Source organism: Pseudomonas sp. B21-035 (assembly GCF_024748945.1).
Classification (GTDB): Bacteria; Pseudomonadota; Gammaproteobacteria; order Pseudomonadales; family Pseudomonadaceae; genus Aquipseudomonas.
On record NZ_CP087179.1, the window covers coordinates 5425987 to 5451716 of the forward strand.

General features: G+C 62.8%; 25 protein-coding genes. 11 read left to right on the forward strand and 14 right to left on the reverse strand.

Annotated elements, in window-relative coordinates:
- Positions 1–92: 92 nt before the first annotated feature.
- The 3 genes from dgcA to LOY22_RS24855 form a co-directional block, all read right to left on the reverse strand.
- A complete protein-coding gene (gene dgcA, locus LOY22_RS24845; RefSeq protein WP_093378706.1) occupies positions 93–2153 on the reverse strand; it encodes a dimethylglycine demethylation protein DgcA in 2061 nt (686 codons plus the stop codon).
- Between the two features lie 15 nt (positions 2154–2168).
- On the reverse strand, positions 2169–2699 hold the full coding sequence (locus LOY22_RS24850) for a 4-vinyl reductase (protein ID WP_045202287.1): 531 nt from the start codon (positions 2697–2699) through the stop codon (positions 2169–2171).
- Positions 2700–2913: 214 nt separating this feature from the next.
- Positions 2914–3891 carry a dipeptidase gene (locus LOY22_RS24855; protein ID WP_123565301.1) on the reverse strand — a complete coding sequence of 326 codons (978 nt, stop codon included), beginning with the start codon at positions 3889–3891 and terminating at the stop codon, positions 2914–2916.
- 252 nt (positions 3892–4143) lie between these two features.
- Here LOY22_RS24855 and LOY22_RS24860 point away from each other — a divergent pair, with 252 nt between their 5' ends.
- Complete coding sequence (locus LOY22_RS24860; protein ID WP_258595199.1) at positions 4144–5970, forward strand: serine hydrolase; 1827 nt, start codon at positions 4144–4146, stop codon at positions 5968–5970.
- A 3-nt stretch (positions 5971–5973) separates the two neighbouring features.
- Here LOY22_RS24860 and LOY22_RS24865 read toward each other — a convergent pair whose 3' ends face one another.
- Both LOY22_RS24865 and LOY22_RS24870 read right to left on the reverse strand, forming a co-directional pair.
- Positions 5974–7263, reverse strand: coding sequence for an ATP-binding protein (locus LOY22_RS24865; protein ID WP_258595201.1), 1290 nt, complete (start codon positions 7261–7263; stop codon positions 5974–5976).
- Positions 7264–7971 carry a winged helix-turn-helix domain-containing protein gene (locus LOY22_RS24870; protein ID WP_258595203.1) on the reverse strand — a complete coding sequence of 236 codons (708 nt, stop codon included), beginning with the start codon at positions 7969–7971 and terminating at the stop codon, positions 7264–7266. It abuts the gene before it with no gap.
- A gap of 195 nt (positions 7972–8166) precedes the next feature.
- Here LOY22_RS24870 and LOY22_RS24875 point away from each other — a divergent pair, with 195 nt between their 5' ends.
- Together LOY22_RS24875 and LOY22_RS24880 are read left to right on the forward strand one after the other, a co-directional pair.
- Positions 8167–8574: a lysozyme inhibitor LprI family protein gene (locus tag LOY22_RS24875; RefSeq protein WP_093378685.1), complete on the forward strand. Its 408-nt coding sequence runs from the start codon at positions 8167–8169 to the stop codon at positions 8572–8574.
- Positions 8575–8581: 7 nt separating this feature from the next.
- Complete coding sequence (locus LOY22_RS24880) at positions 8582–9001, forward strand: DUF3010 family protein (RefSeq protein ID WP_093378682.1); 420 nt, start codon at positions 8582–8584, stop codon at positions 8999–9001.
- Here LOY22_RS24880 and LOY22_RS24885 read toward each other — a convergent pair.
- Complete coding sequence (locus LOY22_RS24885) at positions 8988–9947, reverse strand: GlxA family transcriptional regulator (protein WP_258595206.1); 960 nt, start codon at positions 9945–9947, stop codon at positions 8988–8990. The genes LOY22_RS24880 and LOY22_RS24885 overlap by 14 nt on opposite strands.
- A 169-nt stretch (positions 9948–10116) precedes the next feature.
- Here LOY22_RS24885 and LOY22_RS24890 point away from each other — a divergent pair, with 169 nt between their 5' ends.
- The 5 genes from LOY22_RS24890 to LOY22_RS24910 all read left to right on the forward strand — a co-directional run bounded on the left by LOY22_RS24890 (position 10117) and on the right by LOY22_RS24910 (position 13984).
- Positions 10117–11061 carry a choline ABC transporter substrate-binding protein gene (locus LOY22_RS24890; RefSeq protein WP_258595208.1) on the forward strand — a complete coding sequence of 315 codons (945 nt, stop codon included), beginning with the start codon at positions 10117–10119 and terminating at the stop codon, positions 11059–11061.
- A 61-nt stretch (positions 11062–11122) separates the two neighbouring features.
- Positions 11123–12007, forward strand: a complete 885-nt coding sequence (locus LOY22_RS24895) for a 3-keto-5-aminohexanoate cleavage protein (protein WP_195885208.1) — start codon at positions 11123–11125, stop codon at positions 12005–12007.
- A 15-nt stretch (positions 12008–12022) separates the two neighbouring features.
- Positions 12023–12988: an L-carnitine dehydrogenase gene (locus tag LOY22_RS24900; RefSeq protein ID WP_258595211.1), complete on the forward strand. Its 966-nt coding sequence runs from the start codon at positions 12023–12025 to the stop codon at positions 12986–12988.
- 13 nt (positions 12989–13001) lie between these two features.
- On the forward strand, positions 13002–13505 hold the full coding sequence (locus tag LOY22_RS24905; RefSeq protein WP_258595213.1) for a thioesterase family protein: 504 nt from the start codon (positions 13002–13004) through the stop codon (positions 13503–13505).
- Between the two features lie 224 nt (positions 13506–13729).
- Positions 13730–13984: a hypothetical protein gene (locus LOY22_RS24910; RefSeq protein WP_093378659.1), complete on the forward strand. Its 255-nt coding sequence runs from the start codon at positions 13730–13732 to the stop codon at positions 13982–13984.
- An 85-nt stretch (positions 13985–14069) separates the two neighbouring features.
- On the opposite strand, the gene LOY22_RS24915 is transcribed toward LOY22_RS24910, so the two are convergent.
- Complete coding sequence (locus tag LOY22_RS24915; protein ID WP_093378649.1) at positions 14070–15173, reverse strand: GlxA family transcriptional regulator; 1104 nt, start codon at positions 15171–15173, stop codon at positions 14070–14072.
- 408 nt (positions 15174–15581) lie between these two features.
- Positions 15582–16958, reverse strand: coding sequence for an L-serine ammonia-lyase (locus tag LOY22_RS24920; RefSeq protein ID WP_258595215.1), 1377 nt, complete (start codon positions 16956–16958; stop codon positions 15582–15584).
- Between the two features lie 462 nt (positions 16959–17420).
- Between LOY22_RS24920 and LOY22_RS24925 the strand changes: the two genes are divergently transcribed.
- From LOY22_RS24925 to choV, 3 genes are all read left to right on the forward strand, one after another.
- Entirely contained in the window at positions 17421–18368 is a 948-nt protein-coding gene (locus tag LOY22_RS24925; protein WP_093378641.1) for a choline ABC transporter substrate-binding protein, read from the forward strand.
- Between the two features lie 66 nt (positions 18369–18434).
- Entirely contained in the window at positions 18435–19283 is an 849-nt protein-coding gene (gene choW, locus LOY22_RS24930; RefSeq protein ID WP_176794313.1) for a choline ABC transporter permease subunit, read from the forward strand.
- Positions 19280–20458, forward strand: coding sequence for a choline ABC transporter ATP-binding protein (gene choV, locus LOY22_RS24935; protein WP_093378632.1), 1179 nt, complete (start codon positions 19280–19282; stop codon positions 20456–20458). Before choW ends, choV begins: the two co-directional genes overlap by 4 nt.
- Positions 20459–20569: 111 nt before the next feature.
- On the opposite strand, the gene hisF is transcribed toward choV, so the two are convergent.
- From hisF to LOY22_RS24965, 6 genes are all read right to left on the reverse strand, one after another.
- Positions 20570–21340: an imidazole glycerol phosphate synthase subunit HisF gene (gene hisF, locus LOY22_RS24940; protein WP_010221324.1), complete on the reverse strand. Its 771-nt coding sequence runs from the start codon at positions 21338–21340 to the stop codon at positions 20570–20572.
- Positions 21341–21423: 83 nt separating this feature from the next.
- Complete coding sequence (hisA, locus tag LOY22_RS24945) at positions 21424–22173, reverse strand: 1-(5-phosphoribosyl)-5-[(5-phosphoribosylamino)methylideneamino]imidazole-4-carboxamide isomerase (RefSeq protein ID WP_093378627.1); 750 nt, start codon at positions 22171–22173, stop codon at positions 21424–21426.
- Positions 22174–22258: 85 nt separating this feature from the next.
- Positions 22259–22522, reverse strand: coding sequence for a DUF2164 domain-containing protein (locus LOY22_RS24950; protein ID WP_036995008.1), 264 nt, complete (start codon positions 22520–22522; stop codon positions 22259–22261).
- Positions 22522–23160 (reverse strand): imidazole glycerol phosphate synthase subunit HisH, encoded by a 639-nt coding sequence (gene hisH, locus LOY22_RS24955; RefSeq protein WP_045202336.1) that lies wholly within the window; start codon positions 23158–23160, stop codon positions 22522–22524. Before hisH ends, LOY22_RS24950 begins: the two co-directional genes overlap by 1 nt.
- The gene (gene hisB / locus LOY22_RS24960; RefSeq protein WP_028942262.1) at positions 23160–23753 is read right to left on the reverse strand and encodes an imidazoleglycerol-phosphate dehydratase HisB; all 594 of its coding nucleotides are present in this window, start codon (positions 23751–23753) and stop codon (positions 23160–23162) included. Before hisB ends, hisH begins: the two co-directional genes overlap by 1 nt.
- Positions 23754–23948: 195 nt before the next feature.
- Complete coding sequence (locus LOY22_RS24965; RefSeq protein ID WP_195885213.1) at positions 23949–25610, reverse strand: OFA family MFS transporter; 1662 nt, start codon at positions 25608–25610, stop codon at positions 23949–23951.
- Positions 25611–25730 lie beyond the last annotated feature (120 nt).

Here is a 25730-nt window from a genome sequence, read left to right on the forward strand (position 1 = left end):
TTTCAGGTGCAAGCCTCAAGCCTCAAGCCGCAAGCCAGGGCAACACCGCGCTGCTCTTGCTTACCGCTTGAAGCTTGCCGCTTGCAGCTGCCTTAGAAATCCTTACAAAGCCGGAGTGCATCGTAGATAGCGGCATGGGTATTGCGCTGCGCCACGCAGTCGCCGATGCGATACAGCAAGTAGCCTTCGCCCGGCTGGCTGAGAATCGGCTGCGGCTTGATCGCGAACAGCGCTTCGATGTCGATCTGGCCCTTGTTGCGCGAGCCTTCCTTGAGGCCGTAGTACAGCGCCTCGTCCGGCCGTACACCGTTCTCGATCACCACCTGGTCGACCACCCGCTCCTCTTTGGCGCCGGTGTATTCGTTCTCCAGCACCGCCACCAGTTTGTCACCCTCGCGGTAGACCTTTTCCAGCATCAGGTCGCCGGTCATGATCACTTCTTTGGGGTACATGCTGCGGTAGTAGGTCGGGAACGACGTGCCGCCAATGGCCACGCCCGGCTTGATGTCGTCGGTGACAATCTCGACCTGGCTGCCTTTGTCGGCAATGTAGTCGGCCACCGACATGCCGGTGAATTCGCAGATGGTGTCGTACACCAGCACGTTCTTGCCCGGCGCCACCTTGCCGTCGAGCACGTCCCAGCTGCTGACCACCAGCCCTTCGGCGGCGCCCCAGTGTTCGTTCTGCTCGATGAATGGATGGCCGCCCACCGCCAGCACGATGATGTCCGGGCGCAGGTCTTGAATGGTGTCGATATCGGCGGCAGTCCCCAGGCGCAAGTCGACCTTCAGGCGCGCCAGCTCCAGCTGGTACCAGCGGGTGATACCGGCGATCTGGTCGCGCTGCGGCGCCTTGGCGGCAATGCTGATCTGCCCGCCGATGGCGTCCTTCTTCTCGAACAGGGTGACGTCATGGCCGCGCTCTGCTGCCACGCGCGCGGCTTCCATGCCCGCAGGCCCGGCGCCAACCACCACCACCTTGCGCTTGGGTCCGGTGCTTTTCTCGATGATGTGCGGCACGCCCATGTATTCACGGGAGGTCGCGGCGTTCTGGATGCACAGCACGTCCAGGCCCTGGTACTGGCGGTCGATGCAGTAGTTGGCACCCACGCACTGCTTGATCTGGTCGATCTGGCCCATCTTGATCTTGGCGATCAGGTGCGGGTCGGCGATGTGCGCACGGGTCATGCCGACCATGTCGACATAACCGCCTTCGAGAATGCGCGTAGCCTGGTTCGGGTCCTTGATGTTCTGCGCGTGCAGCACCGGCACCTTGACCACTTCCTTGATGCCGGCTGCCAGGTGCAGGAACGGCTCGGGCGGGAAACTCATGTTGGGAATGACGTTGGCCAGGGTGTTGTGGGTGTCGCAGCCCGAACCGATCACGCCGAAAAAATCCAGCATGCCGGTGGCGTCGTAGTACTTGGCGATTTCCTTCATGTCCTCGTGGCTGAGGCCATCGGGGTGGAACTCGTCACCGCAGATGCGCATGCCCACGCAAAAGTCCGGGCCCACTTCGGCACGCACGGCCTTGAGCACTTCCAGGCCGAACTTCATCCGCCCTTCAAAGGTGCCGCCCCATTCGTCGGTGCGCTTGTTGACCCGCGGGCTCCAGAACTGGTCGATCATGTGCTGGTGCACCGCCGACAGCTCGACGCCGTCCAGGCCACCTTCCTTGGCCCGGCGAGCGGCCTGCGCGTAGTTGCCGATCACCCGCCAGATTTCTTCTGGCTCGATGGTCTTGCAGGTGGCCCGGTGCACCGGCTCGCGCACCCCCGATGGCGACATCAGGGTCGGCCAGTTGAAGCCGTCCCAGCGCGAGCGACGGCCCATGTGGGTAATCTGGATCATGATCTTGGCGCCATGCTTGTGCATGGCGTCGGCCAGGTTCTGGAAGTGCGGGATGATGCGGTCGGTCGAGAGGTTCACCGACGCCCACCATTCCTGCGGGCTGTCGATGGCCACCACCGAGGAGCCGCCGCAAATCGCCAGGCCGATGCCGCCCTTGGCTTTCTCTTCGTAGTACTTCACGTAGCGCTCGGTGGTCATGCCGCCATCGGTAGCGTAGACCTCGGCGTGCGCAGTGCTCAGTACCCGGTTGCGGATGGTCAGTTTGCCGATCTGGATCGGCTGGAACATTGCTTCGAAAGCCATGGCGGGATCCTCGACTTACAACGGCTTGACGATGAACAGGCCGTCGTCGTGGCCTTCTTGCGAACCGCCGTAGACCTGCTCGGCGACCGTGCGAATGTTGCTGCCGCGGGCGGCCAGGATCTGGTCCATGGCCCCGGCGAACCAGCCGGTGAACATGTAGTCGACCTTGCGCCCGACCTTGCCGTACACATACACGAACGCCGAATGCTCGAGCTTGACGCTGGCGGTGCCCTTGTCGAGGTCGATGTCCTGGATCTTGAACAGGCCCCAGCCGCGCTGGGACAGGCGCTTCATGTAGTGCTCGAACACCGCCACGCCTTGCAGGCCGTGGCATTCGGCCTCTTTCTCGCACCAGTGCCAGGCAGACTTGTAGCCGGCCTTGTAGAGGATCTCGGCATAGGCCTCGGCGCCCAGTACTTCCTCGATGCCCATGTGGTTGTTGACGAAGAAATGCCGCGGCACGTACAGCATCGGCAGGGCGTCGCTGGTCCAGACACCGGTTTCGCTGTCGACTTCGATAGGCAATTGCGGGGCGATCTTGGCCATGGAAACTGAACTCCAGAAATGTGGTATTCACGATGCAAAGCCGCTTTGGCTTTGCTCTTCAATAAACAGCCGCTGTGAATGCCTTTGGAGCCGTAGCGAGCACGTCGAGAGCAAGGAAGGACCGGAGCGAAAGGCGAGACAGTACCGAGGTACGGCGAGCTTTTCGCGAGGACCTGACGCAGCTATCGGCGAGCGGAGTAGGCTCCAGAGGTATTCACTCGCCCCAGACGTCCTTTAGAACGTTGACCCAGTTCTCGCCCATGATCTTGCGCACCACGCGCTCGGAGTGGCCGCGTTTGAGCAGGGTCTCGGTGAGGTTGGGGAACTCGCCCACGGTGCGGATGCCCAGCGGGTTAATGATCTTGCCGAAGTTGGTCAGGCGCCGGGCGTAGCCCTTGTCGTGGGTCAGGTACTCGAAAAAATCCTGGCCGTGGCCTTGGGTGAAGTCGGTACCGATGCCGATGGAGTCTTCACCAACAATGTTCATGGTGTATTCGATGGCTTCGGCGTAGTCGTCGATGGTCGAATCGATACCCTTGGCCAAGAACGGCGCGAACATGGTAACGCCGACGAAACCGCCGTGATCGGCAATGAACTTGAGCTCTTCATCGGACTTGTTGCGCGGGTGTTCCTTGAGCCCGGAAGGCAGGCAGTGGGAGTAGCACACCGGCTTTTTCGATTCGAGGATGACTTCTTCGGAGGTCTTGGAACCGACATGGGAGAGGTCGCACATGACCCCGACGCGGTTCATCTCGGCGACAATCTCGCGGCCAAAGCCCGATAGCCCGCCGTCACGCTCATAGCAACCGGTACCGACCAGGTTCTGGGTGTTGTAGCACATCTGCACGATACCCACGCCCAACTGCTTGAACACCTCCACGTAGCCGATCTGGTCTTCGAAGGCATGGGCGTTCTGGAAGCCGAAGAGGATGCCGGTCTTGCCCAGTTCCTTGGCCTTGCGGATGTCGGCGGTGGTGCGCACCGGCATCACCAGGTCGCTGTTGTCGCGAATCAGCTTCTGGCTGGCGGCGATGTTGTTGACCGTGGCCTGGAAGCCTTCCCAGACCGACACTGTGCAGTTGGCTGCGGTCAGGCCGCCCTTGCGCATGTCCTCGAACAGCTCGCGGTTCCATTTGGCAATGATCAGCCCGTCGATAACGATGCTGTCGGCGTGTAATTCGGCTGGGCTCATCAGGCTGTCCCCTTTATTGGTAATAACCTGCGCCGAATCGTCTGCCGGCGCTTTGGAGCCAGCATATGCCTAGGGCCAATGTCGCCCAGATGCAAAAACGACAGGGGAATTGCCGAAAGCGTCAAACAACGACAAAGGGGCGTTGCCCCACGCTGCGGCACAGTCTTTAACAGTTTCCCGACAATCCACGCAAAGATTGCCGCAGGCCCCTGCCCTAGCATGCAATGACCGTCATTGCCGCTCAGGTGCCCCATGCTTCGCTCGCTTCGCCTTGCTTCGTTGTTCGGCCTGCTGCTCGTCAACACCGGCTGCGGTGAACGGCCGCCAACCAGCCTGCCGCCGATCGCCGAGGGTGACTACCGGGCGGTGATCGAACACCTGCGCCAGAGCATCCCCGAACAAATGCGCAAGAACCATGTGCCCGGGCTGTCGCTGGCATTGATCGACGGCCAGGAGCTGGTCTGGGCCGAAGGCTTCGGCCTGGCAGACCAGACGCTGCATATGCGGGTGACGCCGGCCACGGCGTTTCGAGCCGGTTCGCTGTCCAAGCTGTTTACCGCCAGCGCCACCCTGCAACTGGTGGAACAGCAGCGCCTGAGCCTGGACGCACCACTGTCGCGCAGCTTGCCGGAGTTTCGCGTGCGCTCGCGCTTTCATGCCGATGCCCGCAGCGCCAACGACGCCATCACCCTGCGCCGCCTGCTCAGCCACCAGGCGGGCCTGCCGAGCGAGTTCCTGCCGCGCTTGCGCACGGATGACCCACTGAAGAACCTGCCGCAGCGGGCCTCGGGGGTGTGGCTGAACACTGCGCCGGGCACGCAGATGGCCTATTCCAACCTGGGTTTTGCCCTGCTCGGCGCCGCCATCGAGCGCAGCAGCGGGCAACCCTTTGAAACCCGCCTGCAACAGCACTTGTTGCAACCCTTGGGCATGGAGCACTCGAGCTTCGTCGGCAACAGCGAACTGCAACCCTATCGCGCCCGCGGCTACCTGCAGGGCCAGCGCAGCAGCGACGAAGAGATCCGCGACCTGCCTGCCGGCGGCCTGTGGACCACACCTCGGGAGGTCGGCCAGTTCGTGCAGATGCTCTTCGCCCAGGGCCGTTTCGACGGTCGCCAGGTGCTCAGCCAGCAATCGATTGCCGAGATGTTCCGCCAGCAGAACCGAGCCAATGCCCTGGACTTCGATTGCCCGATCGGCCTGGCCTGGTACTTGGGCCCCTGCGGTGACCCGCGCATCGGCGCGCAGTTGCAACAATGGCAGCACAGTGGCTCGACCGGCGACTTTGCCGCGCAACTGAGCGTGCTCCCCGAGCCGCAGCTGGCGGTGGTGGTGATGGCCAATGCCGACACTGCCGAGGCGCTGGTCAGCGAGCTGGCCACCCAGGCGTTGCGCTTGATGCTGCAGGCCCGTGGCACTGCGCTCGCCTGCCCGCGCGACTGTACCCCGAGCCTGCCGCCGCTGACCTCAGCCGTGGTACCCAGCCCGCGAGACCGCCAGCGCCTGGCCGGCTTGTACGCCAGCCCCTTGGGCGTGATCCGCCTCAGCGACCAGCGCCAGCAGCTGTTTGCCGAACTGGCCGGCAAGCGCGTCGAGCTGCTGCGCGACAGTCAAGGCTGGTTGCGGGCACAAAAAAGGCTGCTGGGCGTGTGGTCGCTGGACCCAGGCCCGCTTCAGGACCTGCAGCTGGATGTGATCAGCGTCGCCAACAAACAGGTGCTGGCGATCAGGCGCCACGGCCAGACCCTGCCTCTGGGCGAGCGTATCGAGCCCGCGCCGATACCCGCCGACTGGCAAACCAGCGTCGGCCGTTACCGCCTGGTCAGCCCGAATGAGCGCGATCCGCTGCTCGACGGCCTGACCTTGCGCATCGATCAGGGCCTGCTGCTGGCCCAGGGCCGGCGCAACGGCGAAACCCTGGGCGAATTCCTGGTCCAGCCGCTGGATGACGTCCACGCCCTGCTGGCCGGCAGCGCGCTCGGCGCCGGCAACACCCTGACCCGGCGCAGCGACGGCTTGCGGGTACTCGGCTATCGCTTTGTGCGCGGCCCCGAGCAGGACGCCGGGCTGCAGTTCTAGGTATCAAACATCGCTGTGCGGCCAGCTCAACACGAAGCTGGCGCCACCTTCGCGGCTATCGCGTACCAGGGCATAGCCACCGTGCCACTGCGACACCCTGCGCACCAGCGCCAGGCCCAGGCCAAAGCCACCGGTACGCCGGTCACGACTGACATCCAGGCGCGAAAACGGCTCGAAAATCTTTTCCCGGGCGGCAAACGGCACGCCTGGGCCGTCGTCTTCCACCACGATGCAATACTGCTCGCCTTCTCGCTGCAGGCTGACCCGCACCTCGGCGTCGGCATAGCGAATGGCATTGCGCAGCAGGTTGATCACCGCCCGCGCCATGAACCGCGGCTCGATACGGATGCTTTGCACCGTACACGCCTGCAGCGTCAGCTGCACACCGGCAGCCTCGGCCTCCAGGGCAACACTGCCCAGGACACTGTCGAGCCAGTGATTGGCCTGGATGGTTTCGTGCTTGATCTCGGCGGCCCCGCGTTCGAGGCTGGCATAGGTGAGCAACTCCGAGACCATCTCTTCCAGGTCGCCGAGGTCGGCGTGCATGTCGTTGATCAGCTCGGCGCAACCTTCCTGGCGGGCCAGCCGGCGCAGTTGCTCAAGCTCGAACGACAGGCGGGCAATGGGCGTGCGCAGTTCGTGGGATACCGCATTGGTCAGTTCGCGTTGATTGGCGATCAGGCCTTCGATGCGCGCGGCCATCTGGTTGAAATGCTCGGCCAGTTGATGAATGTTCGAGCGCCGCGACAAGTGAATGCGCGAACGCAGATCGTTGTCACCAAAGCGCTGGGCCGCCAGGCGCAATCGCTCAAGGTCGCGCCAGTGCGGCCATACCCAGCAGAACACGGCAATGCCAAGCATGCTGGCAAACATGGCATAAGCGCTGACGGTAAAGGCGGTGGTCATGCGCAAGTCGGGCGGCAGGCTGACGCTCAGCAGCTGGCTGCCAGCATCGATGGGAATGATGAAATGGCTGACATCGTCGAGTATCAGCATCTGTTTGTCGGCCAACAGGGCCCGATCCTGCTCGCTTAATTGCAGCTGGTCGCGCTCGACCAGCTTGAGAGTCATCCCGTAGTGCGGCTGCAACGCATCAAGACGCTGCTGCCGCTCGGCCACGGGCAACGGCCGCAGTTGCTCCACCAGGCTGTAGGCCGGGCCGCGCATCGATTCGCGATAGTAAACATCGTCGCTGGTTTTCAGGTACCAATCGAAAAACGTGTTGATCGACGGTACAGCCAGGGCGAAGGCAATGACCAGAGTACTGAACAAGCCCAGAAACAAGCGCAGCATCTACAGCTCCCAGGCAAACGGATTGAACAGGTAGCCCTTGCCCCACACCGTCTTGATGCACACAGGCTCGCGGGGGTTGTCGCGCAATTTGCCGCGCAGCTTGCTGACATAGACATCGACGCTACGGTTGAAGCCGTCGAAGGCAATGCCGCGCAGGCGATTGAGGATGTCATCGCGCGACAGGGTCTGGCCGGCAGCGCTTGCCAGCAACCAGAGCAGCTCGAACTCCATGGTGCTCAGCTCGATCGGCTCCTCACCCAGGTGCGCCTCGCGACTGGCCCGGTCGATGCTCAGGTTGCCGAAACGCAGGCTGTCGCGACTAAGCGGCTCACTGCCCTTGCGCCGCTGCAGAGCACGCAGACGGGCCAGCAACACCGGTGGTTTGATCGGCTTGATCACATAGTCGTCGGCACCGGATTCAAGGCCAAGGATATGGTCCAGATCGTCCTCGCGGGCCGTCAGGATAACGATCGGGGTTGCCGCCTGGCTGCGAATCGCCCGACACACCTGCAAACCGCTCAAGCCCGGCAGCATCAGGTCAAGCACCACCAGCGCCGGCTTGAACTGGACAAAGGCCTCCAGCGCCTGGTCGCCACGATGCACGCAATGCACCTGAAAGCCGTGTTCGGCCAGAAAGTGCGCAACCAGGCCGGCCAGTTTCAGGTCATCCTCGACCAGCAGTACCTTGATCAGTGCGGTGCTTTCCATAGCGGATCCACGGGCTATTCAGAGTGGGTAAAGGCAAAGCGCCGAGTTTATGTGCAGCTTTATGAAACGTCTGTGAATAAGTGTTCACACTGCCGGTACGCTTTTTCACAGGAGCAGCGGCTACCCTGTTCTTTGCTGCGGCGCTGAGCGAGAATCGGCGCCCATGTTCGCGCAAGCTTTCGGAGGATGTCGCAGATGAGAACGATGGTAGGCCTGGCCCTGGTATTGCTGGCATTCGGCGCCCATGCCGAGGACGACGAAAGCACCCCGTGCGACAACGTCGACACCGACCAGCAAAGCTATGCGTGCGCCCAATACAGCCGCACTACCGCCGAACGCGAACTCAATGCCGCTTTCGATGACCTGCTGCAGCGCATTGGCGAGCAGTACGGCGGCCAGCAAGCCAAGGTCGACGAGCTGAGCAAGCGCCTGCGTGAGGCCCAAGCCATCTGGAAGCAACTGCGCGACGCCGATTGCAAGGTCGAGACCTATGACCAGCAACCCGGCAAGGCTTTCGACGCGGCCTTGAACACCTGCATTGCCCAACGTAGCGATGATCGCTCCGAATACTTGCAGTCCCTGGGGCTGCAGAACTCCGATTGAGACCAGCATGAAAATCTGCGGAATTGAAATCAAAGGCAGCGAAGCGCTGCTTGCCGTTGCCACCCTGGACGGCGCCAGCCCTGTGCACCTTGCCGTGGCGACGAAAAAAATCGCCCTGGCAGACGACGAACTGGCAGATAGCGTCAAAGCCTTTGCCCGCCAGGCCCAGGCCTTTATCGCCGAGCAGGGCATCAGCCACCTGGCGATCAAAAAGCGCAGCAAGAAAGGCGATTTCGCCGGCGGCCCGACCACCTTCAAGATCGAGGGCGTGCTGCAGTTGCTGGACAATTGCGAGGTCGAGCTGGTGTCACCGCAGACCGTCAGCGCCCAAGCGAAGAAACACGACCTTGAACTGCCGGCGTCGCTGAACAAGTACCAGCACGAAGCCTACAAAAGCGCCTGCGCGCTGTTGCTCAAGCGCCGCTGAGGCTGGCCGCCGCGGCCTTGCGGTCTTCGCGCGGGCAACGCTGGAAGCGCCCGCGGTAACAACGGGTGAAATACGACGCCGACTCGAACCCGCAAGCGATGCCCACCTCCAGCACGCTGAGGTCGGTCTGGCGCAGCAACTGCCGGGCCTTGTCCAGGCGCAGGCGCAGGTAGAAGCCGCTGGGGGTGTCGTGCAGGTAAAGCTTGAACAGGCGCTCCAGCTGGCGTCGGGTGACCTGCACCGACTCGGCGAGCACCAAGGTGTTGAGCGGTTGCTCGGTGTTGCGCTCCATTTCACCGATCACCTGCACCAGCTTCTTGTTGCTGATGCCGTAGCGTGAGGCGATCTGCATGCGCTGGTGATCCTGGCGCGGGCGAATCCGGCCGAGCACGAACTGCTCCGACACCTGGATCGCCAGCTCCGGGCCATGAGCCTGGGCGATCAGGTCGAGCATCAGGTCGATCGAAGCGGTGCCTCCCGCAGAGGTAATGCGCCGGCGATCGACTTCGAACAGCTCCTGGGTCGCCTGCAACTGCGGGTAACTTTCCTTGAAGGCCTCCAGCGCTTCCCAGTGCAGGGTCACCCGGTAACCCTCAAGCAAACCGGCCTCGGCCAGCACCACGCTGCCGGTATCGATGCCGCCCAATACCACGCCTTCGTGATCAAGCTTGCGCAACCAGTGCTGCAGGGCCGGGCCGAAGCTGCGCAGCGGCTCGAAACCGGCCACCACCAGCAGGGTTGCGCCCTTGCCCAGCGGCTGCAGCGCGGCGTCGGCATTCACCGACATGCCGTTGCTGGCCTGCACTGCACCGCCATCTATGCTCAGCACCTGCCAGCGGTACAGCTCGCCGCGAAAGCGGTTGGCCACCCGCAGCGGCTCTACCGCAGATATAAAACCGATCGCGGAGAAACCCGGCAACAGCAAGAAATGGAAATCCTGGGGCATAGCGACGACTCGACGGCCACGGATGCAGGGTTAATAGCGCGCTGGTCGCCACTGTGCAAGTGCCGGTCGCCACAGTGCGATTTTTACCCACAGCAGCCGCGTAGTTTGATCACACGGCACGCAGAGGCCGCCCCCTATAACAATTAGAACTGCCGTTGGAGGAGCCACCATGAACAGAATGATCAGCCGTAGCCTGCTGATGCTCGTCGGTACCGCAATCCTCAGCACCAACGTGATGGCCGCAGAACCGGCCGCCTGCAAGAACGTGCGCCTTGGCGTGGTGAACTGGACCGACGTGATGGCCACCAGCGCCATGACCCAGGTGCTGCTCGATGGCCTGGGCTACAAGACCAAGCAGACCAGCGCCTCGCAACAGATCATTTTCGCCGGCATTCGCGACCAGCGCCTGGACATGTTCCTTGGCTACTGGAACCCGATCATGACCCAGACCATCACCCCGTTCATCGACGCCAAGCAGGTCAAGGTCCTCGACCAGCCGAGCCTGGATGACGCCCGCGCCACCCTCGCGGTGCCCAGCTACCTGGCCGACAAGGGCCTGAAAACCTTCGCCGACATTGCCAGGTTCGAGAAGGAGCTGGGCGGCAAGATCTACGGCATCGAGCCAGGCTCCGGCGCCAACACCCAGATCAAGGCGATGATCAGCAAGAACCAGTTCGGCCTCGGCAAGTTCCAGCTGGTCGAGTCCAGCGAGGCCGGCATGCTCGCCGCCGTCGACCGCGCGGTACGGCGCAAAGAGGCGGTGGTGTTCTTCGGCTGGGCGCCGCACCCGATGAACGTCAACATCGACATGGCCTACCTCAGCGGCAGCGAAGACGCCCTGGGCCCGGACGAAGGCCGCGCCACGGTGTGGACCGTTACCGCCCCCGACTTCGCCCAGCGCTGCCCGAATGCCCATCGCCTGCTGAGCAACCTGAAATTCACCGCCGAAGACGAGAGCCGCATGATGCAGCCGCTACTCGAGCACAAGGATGCGCTGGACTCCGCCCGCCAGTGGCTCAAGGATCACCCGCAAGACCAGAAGCGCTGGCTTGAAGGGGTGACCACGTTTGACGGCAAACCGGCCGCCGAAAACCTGCAACTGACCGCTAACTGACAGACCCTGTGGGAGCGGGCTTGACCCGCGATGGCCCCAACTCGCCCGAAGGAAACCGCACATGAACCACGACGTCATCATCACCTGCGCCCTGACCGGCGCCGGCGACACCGCCAGCAAAAGCCACCTGGTCCCGGTCACCCCGAAACAGATCGCCGCAGCCGCGGTAGAAGCCGCCAAAGCCGGTGCCACGGTGGTCCACTGCCACGTTCGCGACCCGCAAACCGGCCGCTTCAGCCGCGACGTCAACTTGTACCGCGAGGTGATGGAGCGCATCCGCGAATCCGACGTCGACATCATCGTCAACCTCACCGCCGGCATGGGTGGCGACCTGGAGATCGGCCCGGGCGAAACTCCGCTGGAGTTCGGCGCCGGCACCGACCTGATCGGCCCGCTGGAGCGCCTGGCCCACGTCGAGGCGCTGCTGCCGGAAATCTGCACCCTGGACTGCGGCACCCTCAACTTTGGCGACGGCAACAGCATCTACGTCTCGACCCCGGCGCAACTGCGCGCTGGGGCCAGGCGCATCACTGAACTGGGCGTCAAAGCGGAGCTGGAAATCTTCGACACCGGCCACCTGTGGTTCGCCAAGCAGATGATCAAGGAAGGCCTGCTCGACGACCCGTTGTTCCAGCTGTGCCTGGGCATCCCCTGGGGCGCGCCGGCCGACACCGCCACCATGAAAGCCATGGTCGACAACCTGCCGCCAGGCGTGACCTGGGCCGGCTTCGGCATCGGCCGCATGCAGATGCCGATGGCGGCGCAGGCGGTGCTGCTGGGCGGCAACGTGCGGGTCGGCCTGGAAGACAACCTGTACCTGGACAAAGGCGTGCTGGCCAGCAACGGCCAACTGGTGGAACGCGCCAGCGAGATTCTCAGCCGCCTTGGCGCACGGGTACTCAGCCCTGCCGAGGGCCGCGCCAAAATGAACCTGACCCGTCGCTGACTGCTGGAGAAACCGATGAGCTTTATCACCGAGATCAAGACTTTTGCAGCCATGGGCAGCGGCGTAATCGGCAGCGGCTGGGTGGCCCGCGCCCTGGCCCACGGCCTGGATGTAGTCGCCTGGGACCCGGCGCCGGGAGCAGAGGCGGCCTTGCGCAAGCGTATCGCCAATGCCTGGCCGGCCCTGGAGCAACAGGGCCTGGCACCCGGCGCCTCGCAGCAGCGCCTGCGCTTTGTGGCGACTATCGAGGAATGCGTGCGCGATGCCGATTTCATCCAGGAAAGCGCCCCCGAGCGCCTCGACCTAAAGCTCGACCTGCACAGCAAGATCAGCGCCGCAGCCAAGCCCAATGCGCTGATCGGCTCTAGCACTTCGGGCCTGCTGCCCAGCGAGTTCTACGAATCTTCGACCCACCCCGAACGCTGCGTGGTCGGCCATCCGTTCAACCCGGTGTACCTGCTGCCGCTGGTAGAAATCGTCGGCAGCAACAAGACCGCGCCCGAGGCCATCGAAGCGGCAAAAACCGTCTACACCCGCCTCGGCATGCGCCCGCTGCATGTGCGCAAGGAAGTGCCCGGTTTTATCGCCGACCGCCTGCTCGAAGCGCTGTGGCGCGAGGCTCTGCACTTGGTCAACGATGGCGTGGCGACCACCGGTGAGATCGACGACGCAATCCGCTTTGGCGCCGGTTTGCGCTGGTCGTTCATGGGCACCTTCCTCACCTATACCCTGGCCGGAGGCGACGCCGGCATGCGCCACTTCATGGCCCAGTTCGGCCCGGCGTTGCAACTGCCCTGGACCTACCTGCCCGCGCCCGAACTGACCGACGGCCTGATCGACGCCGTGGTCGACGGCACCGGCGAACAACTGGGCGAGCGCAGCATCAGCGCGCTGGAGCGCTATCGTGATGATTGCCTGCTGGCCGTGCTGGATGCGGTAAAAACCACCAAGGCCAAGCACGGCATGGCCTTCAGCGACTGACCGGAGTGCAGCGATGCCCGCCTTGATCACCTACCAGACCCAGGTCCAGGCAGACTGGGTCGACTACAACGGGCATCTGCGCGATGCCTTCTACCTGCTGATCTTCAGCTATGCCACCGATGCCTTTATGGACCGCATCGGCCTGGACAGCGACAACCGCAGCGCCAGCGGCCACTCGCTGTTCACCCTGGAGTGCCACCTGAACTACTTGCATGAGGTAAAGCTCGGCACCCAGGTGTGGGTGCAGAGCCAGGTTATCGGTTTTGACCACAAGCGCCTGCACCTGTACCACAGCCTGCATCGCGAGGGGTTTGATGAAGCGCTGGCGGCCAGTGAACAGATGCTGTTGCATGTCGACCTTGCCGGACCGAGGTCAGCACCGTTTGCACCAGCGGTGCTTGAGCGCTTGCAGGGGGCCGTGAATGAGCAGGTTGATCTGCCGGCGGCCGAGTTTGTTGGCCGGGTGATCGGGTTGCCAATGATTCAAAAGCAAAAAAATAACCCCGACAAGCCGTGAAGCAACCGGGGCCAAGAGCGAGCATGAACATGCTTCAAGCGGATGGTGACCAAACCTTCCTTTTCTGTGCATGGCCCCAGTGTGCAGCCTCTCTCCCCCGCCGATTTACCCGAAAACGACCTGTGCTTAGGTAAAGCGGCCATTGCGACAATCTGCCCTTGCCGCAGTGCGCCCGGGCCCACAGAATCGACTGACGATCACACCTGCAAACAAGGACAACAACCATGATGCATGCGGATTTGATTGATCAGGACGACCTGCTGGGCCAGCTGCGCGCGCTGGGTTTCGAGACGCCGGCCGGGGCCAGTGCCGAACAGGCCTGCGAGTGTGCGGTACGCGGTTTGAGTGAGCCGCGGGCCAAAGCCTTGAAGGTCATGGTCGAGCAGATGTACACCAGTAGTGCGACTATTCTGCCGGACGTTCGTAAAGCCATCGACAAACAGCTGTTGCCGGCATTGGCACAATTCCAGAATCGCTAAAAGCATCGCGGGTCAAGCCCGCTCCCACAGAGATCACCTAACTCCTGTGGGAGCGGGCTTGACCCGCGATGAATTCAGCTCGGAATCAGAGCCTCACACTGGCAAAAGTCGACTCATTGCGCGCCTGGCTCAACGCCGACATCGGCCCGGCCAGCGGCGACAGCACCAGCGCCTGCGGGATCGGCATCATCGCCACCTGCTGGGCAGTATTAGAGCCCACGCGCTCGTCACGCGGCGGAATGCCGAAGTACTCGCGGTAGCACTTGGAGAAATGCGGGGTCGAGACAAAGCCGCACACCGAAGCCACTTCGATGATCGACATCGGCGTCTGCTTGAGCAGTTGCCGGGCGCGGATCAGCCGCAGCTTCAGGTAGTAGCGTGACGGCGAGCAGTGCAGGTACTTCTGGAACAGGCGCTCAAGCTGGCGCCGCGACACCGACACATAAACGGCCAGTTCATCCAGGTCGATCGGCTCTTCGAGGTTGGCTTCCATCAACGCGACGATTTCCTGCAGTTTCGGCTGGTTGGTGCCGAGCATGTGCTTGAGCGGCACGCGCTGGTGGTCCTGTTCGTTGCGGATGCGCTCGTAGACAAACATCTCCGAGATCGCCGCCGACAGCTCGCGACCATGATCACGGCTGATCAGGTGCAGCATCATGTCCAGCGGCGCAGTGCCGCCGGAGCTGGTGAAGCGGTTGCGGTCGAGGGTGAATAAACGGGTGCTCATGCTCACCCGCGGGAAGGCTTCCTGCATCGCCGCCAGGCATTCCCAGTGCACGCTGCAGTCAAAACCATCGAGCAGGCCGGCACAGGCCAGGGCCCAGCTGCCGGTGCACACCGCACCCAGCCGTCGCGACTGGCGCGCCTGGCTCTGCAGCCAGGTGACGTGCTCGCGGGTAACGGTGCGCTGGATACCAATACCGCCACAGACAATCACGGTGTCCATAGCCGGTGCCTTGTGCATTGCCGCATCGGGAGTGATCTGCAAGCCGTCGCTGGCCCACACCTGGCCGCCATCCACGCTCAGGGTGCTCCAGCGGTACAGCTCGCGGCCGGACAGCTGGTTGGCCATGCGCAGCGGCTCAACAGCGGAAGCCAGGGAAATCAGCGTGAAATTGTCCAGCAGCAGGAAGCCGATGGATTGGGGCGTGCGGTTCTGGGTTGGGGTCCCGGAGTTGTACGACGTCATCGCGGTATCTCCTCACACAATGCAGGTTGTGCCTCAGGCAGGCACGGGCTTTTTTGTCACGGCCCCGATTCGGATGCAGGGGCTTTGCCAATCACAACGCAAATGCCATGCCTGAAATTGAATGGCCATTCAACAAAACCCAAAAACGACGTCGCGCAGCGTCTATATGGCCCTTGTTGCCGGGCGCGGTTATAAACGCAAACCAGCGGCCTAGCGCCGGTCTGTAGGACGCATGAGCAATTCGGTAGCACTTGTGTGAAGGATGCCCAGAAACGACATCGGCAACTGTCACCCAAGGCGCCAGGCACGGGGGTGACAGCGGATTGTTCGAGGCGGGAAAGGCCTGCGCGCCAAAAGGCGGCGCGCAGGCCGAAGGTGGGCGAAAACGGCGCAGGGCGCGTCAGCGATTCAACATTCGATGGCGCTGACCGCCAGGCCACCGCGCGAGGTTTCCTTGTACTTGTCGTGCATGTCGGCGCCGGTGTCACGCATGGTGCGGATCACCCGGTCAAGGGAGATGAAGTGCTCGCCGTCGCCGCGCAAGGCCATCTGCGCGGCATTGATGGCCTTGACCGCGGCAATCGCGTTGCGCTCGATGCAGGGCACCTGGACCAGCCCGCCAACCGGGTCGCAGGTCAGCCCAAGGTTGTGCTCAAGACCGATCTCGGCGGCGTTTTCCAGTTGCCCCGGGGTAGCCCCGAGCACCTCGGCAAGACCGGCGGCGGCCATGGCGCAGGCCGAACCGACTTCACCCTGGCAACCGACTTCAGCACCGGAGATCGAAGCATTCTTCTTGCACAAAATGCCCACTGCGGCGGCGCCGAGGAAGAAGTCGACGACGTTGGCTTCGCTGACTTCGTCGCTAAAGCGCATGTAGTAGTGCAGCACCGCAGGGATGATCCCTGCCGCGCCATTGGTCGGTGCGGTGACCATGCGCCCGCCAGCGGCATTCTCTTCGTTGACCGCCAGGGCATAGAGGTTGACCCATTCCATGGCGCTCAGGGTCGAGCCGATGACATTGGGCTTGTTCAGTTCCTGCAGGCTGCGGTGCAGCTTGGCTGCGCGACGTTTGACATTGAGCCCGCCAGGCAGGATGCCTTCGTATTTGAGGCCGTTTTCGACACAGGCCTGCATGGCGTGCCACAACTTCAGCAGCCCGGCACGAATTTCTGCTTCACTGCGCCAGACCTTTTCGTTTTCCATCATCAATTGCGACACGCGCAGGTCGTTTTGCTTGCACAGTTCGAGCAACTCCACGGCACTGTCGAAATCGTAGGGCAGCACCGTGTTGTCGGCGTCCAGCACACCGCTGGCAGCCTGTGCCGCATCAACGACAAAGCCGCCGCCCACCGAGTAATAGGTGTCGCGGTGCAGCTCGCCTGCGGCGCCTTCAGCGATGAGGGTCATGGCGTTGGGGTGGTACGGCAGGTTCTCGTCGAGCAGCAGCATGTCGCGGGCCCAGACGAAGCCGACGTGCAGCCGGCCATCGAGCAGCAAGGTGTCTGTTTCGCGCAGTGCAGCGATGCGCGGACCGATTTGCGCGGGGTCGATGGCGTCCGGCCATTCGCCCATCAGGCCCATGATCACTGCGTTGTCGCTGCCGTGGCCGATACCGGTGGCCGACAGCGAGCCGTACAGGCGCACTTCGACGCGCCGCACCTGTGCAAGCTCGCCGCGCTCGCGCAGGCCCTGGACGAACAATGCTGCGGCGCGCATGGGCCCGACGGTATGGGAGCTGGATGGGCCAACGCCGATCTTGAACAGGTCGAACACACTGATGGCCATGCCACCTACCTCCTGAATGTACAGCCTGAATGTGCAGCCCCGCAGCCCAAGCCAAGGGCGTCGCAACTGCTACGCTGAATAGGCGGCAATCCGCCGATTCCGCGCATCATCAGGCTTTTGCCAGGACCTCTGACGTCTGCAACCGACGCGTTCTTGCCCAGCAACGCCGCCAGCTGTCAGCCGCGCTTGTGCGCCGTTTTTTTGCGGTGCACAAGTGCCGAAACTGCGTTTACAGGGCCGGATAAATCTGTAAACGACCTCATCGACACTGGATGCGACCCTGTCTGTACTGGATACGACGCACCCTGTAGGCGTTTGATTTTCGCTGTTAGATGATCGGTATCGACTCGATTGCACGGCAGCCGTCCCGCTATCGCCCGATAGTCAGGCCCGACCGAATGCAAACCATAAAGCACGGCGGTCCCGTGGGACATCCGAGAAAAAAACCCAGGAGTCCATCGAATGAAAGGTTCACCCTCGCTATTGCTGGCCGCAGTGCTGAGTCTGCCGGTGCTGGCCCAGGCCGCAGAGCCCGAGCAATGTCACACCGTCAACTTCTCCGATGTCGGCTGGACCGACATCACCGTGACCACCGCGGTCACCAGCGTCGTGCTCCAGTCGCTGGGCTACAAGACCAAGACCACGATGATTTCGGTACCGGTGACCTACAAGTCGCTGGCCGATGGCAAGAACATGGACGTGTTCCTCGGCAACTGGATGCCGACCATGGAAAACGACATCAAGCAGTACCGCGATGCCGGCACCGTGGAAACCGTTCGGGCCAACCTTGAGAACGCCAAGTACACCCTGGCGGTGCCCCAGGCGCTGTACGACAAGGGCCTGAAAAACTTCGCCGACATTGCCAAGTTCAAGAAGGAGCTGGACGGCAAGATCTACGGCATCGAGCCGGGCAACGACGGCAACCGCACCATCCAGAGCATGATCGACAAGAACGCCTTCGGCCTCAAGGACGCCGGTTTCAAGGTGGTCGAGTCCAGCGAGGCCGGCATGCTCTCGCAAGTCGAACGTGCCCAGCGCCGTGACACCGCCGTGGTGTTCCTGGGCTGGGAACCGCACCCGATGAACACCCGCTTCAAGATGAAATACCTGGACGGCGGCGATGACTTCTTCGGCCCCGACTACGGCAAGGCCACCGTCCTCACCAACACCCGCAAGGGCTATGTTCAGGAATGTAGCAACGTCGGCCAGTTGCTGAAGAACCTGTCCTTTACCCTCGACATGGAAAGCAAGCTGATGGGCAACGTCCTGGACGACAAGATGAAACCCGACGCCGCAGCCAAGGCCTGGCTGAAAAACAACCCGCAGGTGCTCGACACCTGGCTGGCCGGGGTCACCACCGTTGACGGCAAGCCTGGCCTGGAGGCAGCCAAAGCCAAACTCACGCAGTAAGCACTGCCTGCGGCGGGCTGGCCCCGCTGCAGGCTGTCTTCAAACTTTTGCAGGTGGACGCTCGCTATCATGCTGATCGATGAAAAACTCCCTTTGGGCCAGTACATCGCAGGCTTCGTTGAATGGTTGACGCAACACGGCGCCAACTACTTCGATGCCTTCGCGGCAGCACTGGAATACATGATTCATGGCGTGACCGGGGCACTGACCTGGTTCAATCCTTTCGTCCTGATCGGCCTGATTGCAGTAATCGCGCACCTGATCCAGCGCAAATGGGCGCTGACCGCATTCTGCGTACTGTCATTTTTGCTGATCCTCAACCTCGGTTACTGGCAGGAGACCATGGAGACCCTGGCCCAGGTGCTGTTCGCCACCCTGGTCTGCGTGGCCATCGGCGTGCCGCTGGGCATCCTCGCCGCACACAAGCCGATGTTCTACACCGCCATGCGCCCGGTCCTCGACCTGATGCAGACGGTACCTACCTTCGTTTACCTGATCCCGACCCTGACCCTGTTCGGCCTGGGGGTGGTCCCCGGGTTGATCTCGACGGTGGTGTTCGCCATCGCCGCACCGATCCGCCTGACCTACCTGGGTATCTGTGACGTGCCCCAGGAACTGCTCGACGCCGGCAAGGCCTTCGGCTGCTCACGCCGCCAGCTGCTGTCGCGCATCGAGCTGCCCCACGCCATGCCGAGCATCGCCGCCGGCGTTACCCAATGCATCATGCTGTCGCTGTCGATGGTGGTGATTGCCGCGCTGGTGGGTGCCGACGGCCTGGGCAAACCTGTGGTCAACGCATTGAACACCGCCGATATCGCCCTGGGTTTTGAAGCGGGCCTGGCGATCGTGTTGCTGGCGATCATGCTCGACCGTATCTGCAAACAACCCGACGCGCCGGTAAGGAGTGAAGCATGAGCATTATTCGCTTCGAAGACGTAGACGTTATCTTCTCCAGCCGACCGCGCGAGGCCCTGAGCCTGCTCGACCAGGGCATGACCCGCGAACAGATCCTGAAGAAGACCGGCCTGGTGGTCGGTGTCGAGAAAGCCAACCTGGACATCAACAAGGGCGAGATCTGCGTGTTGATGGGCTTGTCCGGCTCGGGCAAGTCGAGCCTGCTGCGCTGTATCAACGGCCTCAACACCGTCAGCCGCGGCAAGTTGTTCGTCGAGCACGAAGGCTCGCATATAGACATCGCCCACTGCACCCCGGCGGAACTGAAGATGATGCGCACCAAGCGCATCGCCATGGTGTTCCAGAAGTTCGCCCTGATGCCCTGGCTGACGGTGCGCGAGAACATCAGCTTCGGCCTGGAAATGCAGGGCCGCCCGGAGAAGGAACGGCGCAAGCTGGTTGATGAAAAACTCGAACTGGTGGGCCTGACCCAATGGCGCAACAAGAAGCCCGATGAACTCTCGGGCGGCATGCAGCAGCGCGTCGGCCTGGCCCGGGCACTGGCAATGGACGCCGACATCCTGCTGATGGACGAACCCTTCTCGGCCCTCGACCCGCTGATCCGCCAGGGCCTGCAGGACGAGCTGCTGGAGCTGCAACGCAAGCTGAACAAGACCATCGTCTTCGTCAGCCACGACCTGGACGAAGCCCTGAAGCTGGGCAGCCGTATTGCGATCATGAAAGACGGGCGGATCATCCAGTACAGCAAGCCGGAAGAAATCGTCCTCAACCCCGCCGACGACTACGTGCGCACCTTCGTCGCCCACACCAACCCGCTCAACGTGCTGTGCGGCCGCAGCCTGATGCGCACCCTGGACAAGTGCAAACGCATCAACGGCTCGGTGTGCCTCGACCCGGGTGGCGACTCCTGGCTGGACCTGGCCGAAGGCAACACCATCAAGGGTGCGCGCCAGGGCGCCAACGGCATGGACCTGCAAAACTGGGCACCGGGCGAAGCGGTGGAAGGCCTGGGGCGCAAACCGACCCTGGTGAATGCCAACATCGGCATGCGCGAAGCCCTGCAGATCCGCTACCAGACCGGCAACAAGCTGGTGCTTCAAGAGGGCAACAAAGTGGTGGGGATTCTTGGCGACAGCGAGCTGTATCACGCGCTACTGGGCAAGAACCTGGGCTGAAAGCTATCGCGGGGCAAGTCGGGTCGCCGCACCGCCGCTCCCACCAGGATCACCTAAATCCCGGTGGGAGCGGCGGTGCGACGCCTCGACTTACCCCGCGATAGAGGACCGTCAGCGAACGACGATACCCTGCTTGGCCATGAACGCCTTGGCCTCGGGTACGGTGTACTCACCGAAATGGAAGATGCTCGCCGCCAGCACTGCGCTGGCATGACCTTCGATAATCCCGTCGGCCAGGTGCTGCAGGTTGCCGACACCACCGGAGGCAATCACCGGAATGCCCAGGGCGTCGCTGATGGCGCGGGTCACGCCCAGGTCAAAACCGTTCTTCATGCCGTCCTGGTCCATGCTGGTCAGGAGGATCTCGCCGGCCCCCAGGCCTTCCATCTTCTTCGCCCACTCCACCGCGTCCAGGCCGGTCGGCTTGCGCCCGCCGTGGGTGAAGATCTCCCAGCGCGGGGTTTCGCCCGGGCCCGAGACCTTCTTGGCATCGATGGCCACCACAATGCACTGCGAGCCGAAGTGCGCGGCAGCTTCGCCGACGAACTCCGGGTTGAACACCGCGGCGGTGTTGATCGACACCTTGTCGGCACCGGCGTTGAGCAGGTTGCGGATGTCCTGCACGGTGCGCACGCCGCCGCCCACGGTCAGCGGGATGAACACCTGGCTGGCCATACGCTCGACGGTATGCAGGGTGGTGTCACGGCCATCGACGCTGGCGGTGATGTCGAGGAAGGTGATCTCGTCAGCGCCCTGTTCATCGTAGCGCCGGGCGATTTCCACCGGGTCGCCGGCATCGCGGATGTTCTCGAACTTGACGCCCTTGACCACCCGGCCGTTGTCGACGTCGAGGCAGGGAATTATGCGTTTGGCTAAAGCCATAGGTAGACCTCGAGTTGCAAGCTTCAAGCTTCAAGCTGCAAGAAAGAGCGACTCGGTCGCGCTTTTGACTTGCAGCTTGCAGCTTACGACTTGGAGCTAGCCGAATAGGCGTCACAGAAGGCTTGCGCCTCGGCGACATCCAGGGTGCCTTCGTAGATGGCGCGGCCGGTGATCGCACCGATGATGCCTGGCGCCTTGGCGTCGAGCAGGGCCTTGATGTCACCGAGGTTGTGGATACCGCCGGAGGCGATCACCGGGATCTTGGTGGCAGCGGCCAGGGCGGCGGTGAAGGGCACGTTGCAGCCCTGCATCATGCCGTCTTTGGCGATGTCGGTGTAGACGATAGCCGAGACGCCGTCGGCTTCGAAACGCTTGGCCAGGTCAATGACCTGCACCGAGCTGACTTCTGCCCAGCCGTCGGTGGCGACGAAACCGTCCTTGGCATCCAGGCCGACGATCACTTTGCCCGGGAAGGCGCGGCAGGCTTCGGCGACGAACTCCGGCTCTTTCACCGCCTTGGTGCCGATGATCACGTAGCTGACGCCGGCCTTGACGTAGTGCTCGATGGTTTCCAGCGAACGGATACCGCCACCGATCTGGATCGGCAGGTTCGGGTAGCGCTTGGCAATCGCGGTGACTACTTCACCGTTGACCGGCTGGCCTTCGAAGGCGCCATTGAGGTCAACCAGATGCAGGCGGCGGCAGCCCCCTTCAACCCATTTGGCGGCCATACTCACCGGGTCGTCGGAGAATACCGTGGAGTCTTCCATGCGGCCCTGGCGCAGGCGTACGCAAGCACCGTCCTTGAGATCGATAGCGGGGATAATCAGCATGCTTTTTTCCTTCGTAAAAAAGAGCTGCAAGTTGCTAGCTACAAGCTGCAAGCATGCGCGTCTGTTCTCTTGCAGCTTGTCGCTTTCAGCTGCCTTTCTCTAGCGACCAGAGGTCGCTCTCGATACTCTCGAACCGTTCCTTGAGGTGGTTCTGCACATCGAAAATCGCCCTGTTGTAGTAGTGCGGGGCAATCTCTTTGGTGAACAGTTCCAGGACCTCGGCCACCTCGAACGACCCCAGCTGCAGCTCGAAACGGTCTTCGAGAAAGCGCTTGAGGGTATCGAGCGCTTCACGCTCCTGTTCCGGCGCCAGCGTGAGGATCGGCGGCTTGGCCCTGGACTTGCCCATTACCAGCGCCCGTCCCAGGCGGCGAAGTTCTGCAGCAGCTGCAGGCCATGGGTATGGCTCTTCTCCGGGTGGAACTGCACGGCAAAGCGCGAGCCTTCGGCCAGCGCTGCGGCGAAGTCGACGCCGTAATGGCCGCTACCGACCACCTGGCCCGGCTTGCCGGCGGTGATGTAGTAGCTGTGCACGAAGTAGAAGCGCGCACGCTCGGGGATGTTGTGCCACAGCGGGTGGTCGATGCTCTGGGCAACTTCGTTCCAGCCCATGTGCGGCACCTTGAGGTGCTCGCCGTCTTCGTGCAGGTCTTTGCCGAAAAAGCGCACATTGCCCGGGAACAGGCCGATGCAGTCGACGCCGTCGTTCTCTTCGCTGTGATCGAGCAAGGCTTGCATGCCCACACAGATGCCGAGGAACGGCCTGTCCTGGCTGACTTCGCGCACCAGGCTGTCGAAGCCCAGGCGGCGGATTTCGGCCATGCAGTCGCGGATCGCGCCAACACCGGGGAACACCACGCGGTCGGCTTCGCGAATCACCTCGGCGTCGCTGGTGATCAGAACCTTGCCGGCGCCCACGTGCTCGAGGGCCTTGGCCACCGAGTGCAGGTTACCCATGCCATAGTCGATAACGGCAACCGTCTGCATTACAGGCAACCCTTGGTCGATGGCATCTGCCCGGCCATGCGCTCGTCCAGCTCGATGGCCATGCGCAGCGCGCGGCCGAAGGCCTTGAACACGGTCTCGATCTGGTGGTGGGTGTTGTGCCCACGCAGGTTGTCGATGTGCAGGGTGACGTTGGCGTGGTTGACGAAGCCCTGGAAGAACTCCTGGAACAGGTCGACATCAAAGCCGCCCACCGAAGCGCGGGTATACGGTACGTGCATCTGCAGGCCGGGGCGGCCGGAGAAGTCGATGACCACCCGCGACAGCGCTTCGTCCAGCGGCACGTAGGCATGGCCGTAGCGGCGGATGCCCTTTTTGTCGCCGATGGCCTGGTTGAAGGCCTGGCCGAGGGTGATACCGACGTCTTCGACAGTATGGTGATCGTCGATATGCAGGTCGCCCTTGCACTCGATATCGAGGTCGATCAGCCCATGTCGGGCGATCTGGTCGAGCATATGTTCAAGGAAAGGCACACCGATATCGAATCGGGCCTTGCCGCTGCCATCCAGGTTGATCGAGGCCTTGATCTGGGTCTCCAGAGTATTGCGCTCGACGGAAGCCTTACGTTCGACCATCACCAGCTCCGCAAAATCATTGGGCGAAAAAGGTGACCATTATAGGCCCAGAAGCACGCGGCTTGAAACGCAGATGACGCGTGGCAGGGAATTTACCTGCGATCCGGCAATTTTCAGCTACTTCTGTAGGAGCGGGCTTGCCCCGCGATCGAATGCGGGTTCATCGCGGGGCAAGCCCGCTCCTATAGGGCAGACCTAGTTGAACAACACCGCAGTCTTCTGCAACGTCACCCAGATCCCCCAGGCCAGCGGCACCCCGACCACCAGCCAGGCCGCCAGCACCAAAGGCTTGCTGGCCGGGTCGGCCTTCCACTCCAGTACGCGCTCGCTGGCGCTGCCCTGGTCGTGGCTCAGGGCCCGCTCGGCGGCAAGCTCGGCATCGGTCATGAAGTACTTGTCGGCCACCGGCCGCACCAGCGCATTGCAAACAAAGCCCAGCACCAGCAGCCCGGCGAGGATGTACAGAGTGATGTCATAGGCCGCCGCCCGCGGCACGCCCAGCGCCAGCTGGTACTCTCGCAGGTAGGTGATCAGCACCGGGCCCAGCACCCCGGCTGCGGCCCAGGCAGTCAGCAGGCGACCGTGAATGGCGCCGACCATCTGCGTGCCGAACAGGTCGGCCAGGTACGCCGGCACCGTGGCAAAACCGCCGCCGTACATCGACAGGATGATGCAGAACGCCGCCACGAACAGGGCGATATTGCCCAGGTGGCCCATGTTCGGCACCAGCGCATACAGAGCCACGCCCAGGGCGAAGAAGGCGAAATAGGTGTTTTTGCGCCCGATATAGTCGGAGAACGACGCCCAGAAGAAGCGCCCGCCAATGTTGAACAGGCTGAGCAAACCGGTAAAACCGGCGGCAATCGCGGCGATCTGGCCCAATTGCGCGGCGTTGAGCTGGCTGAAACTCAGGTCATTGCCCAGCAGCTTGCCGGCAAAAACCTCCTGCAGCAGCGGCGAAGCCATGCCGAGAATGCCGATACCTGCCGAAACGTTCAGGCACAAAACCAGCCAGATCAACACAAACTGCGGGGTTTTCCACGCCACACTGACATGCACATGGCGATGGGTGATCATCGCGTTGCCGGCTTTTTTCAGCGGCGCAGTCCAGCCTTCAGGCTTCCAGCCGGTAGGCGGCACGCGATAGGCCAGGGCGCCGCCGAGCATGAACACGAAGTAGATCACCGCCATGACCACAAAGCTCTGCCAGACCCCAACGTCGCCGGGCGTAGCGAAGTGGTTCATCAGCGCTGCCGCCAGCGGCGCGCCGACCATGGCGCCGCCGCCAAAACCCATGATCGCCATGCCGGTGGCCATGCCGCGTTTGTCCGGGAACCACTTGATCAGGGTCGAGACCGGGGAAATATAGCCAAGCCCCAGGCCAATACCGCCGATCACCCCGGAGCCCAGCCACATCAGCCACAGTTGGTGGGTATAGACGCCGAAGGCGGAAATCAGCAGGCCGCCGCACCAGCACAGGGTCGAGACCACCCCGGCCTTGCGCGGCCCGGCGTGCTCCAGCCAGCCGCCCCAGATGGCCGCCGAGCACCCCAGGAAGACAAAGAACAGCGTGTAGATCCAGCTGAGCATCGAGATCGGCCAGTCGCACTCGGTGGTGAACATGCGCATCAGGAAGTGGGTCTGTTCCGAGCAGACAACCGGCGCACTGATGCCGATGGCCTGCGACAGCGGCAACCAGAACACCGAAAAACCGTAGGCCATGCCGATGCACAGGTGGATGGCCAGGGCCGCTGGCGGTACCAGCCAGCGGTTGAAGCCCGGACGGGCGATGATCCGCTCCTTGGACAGGAAGCCGGGCGCGCTGGCGACGGTTCCGGCCGTGATGCTGCTGCTCATTGTTGTGTTCCCCTCGTAGGAATGAAGCGCTTACCGCCCGCGACCTTGGCGCTTTGGCAACTGGTCGTTGTTATTGGCGAACGGCCCCGTTTGCGCGACAAATGGCCGCAGCAGGGCCTG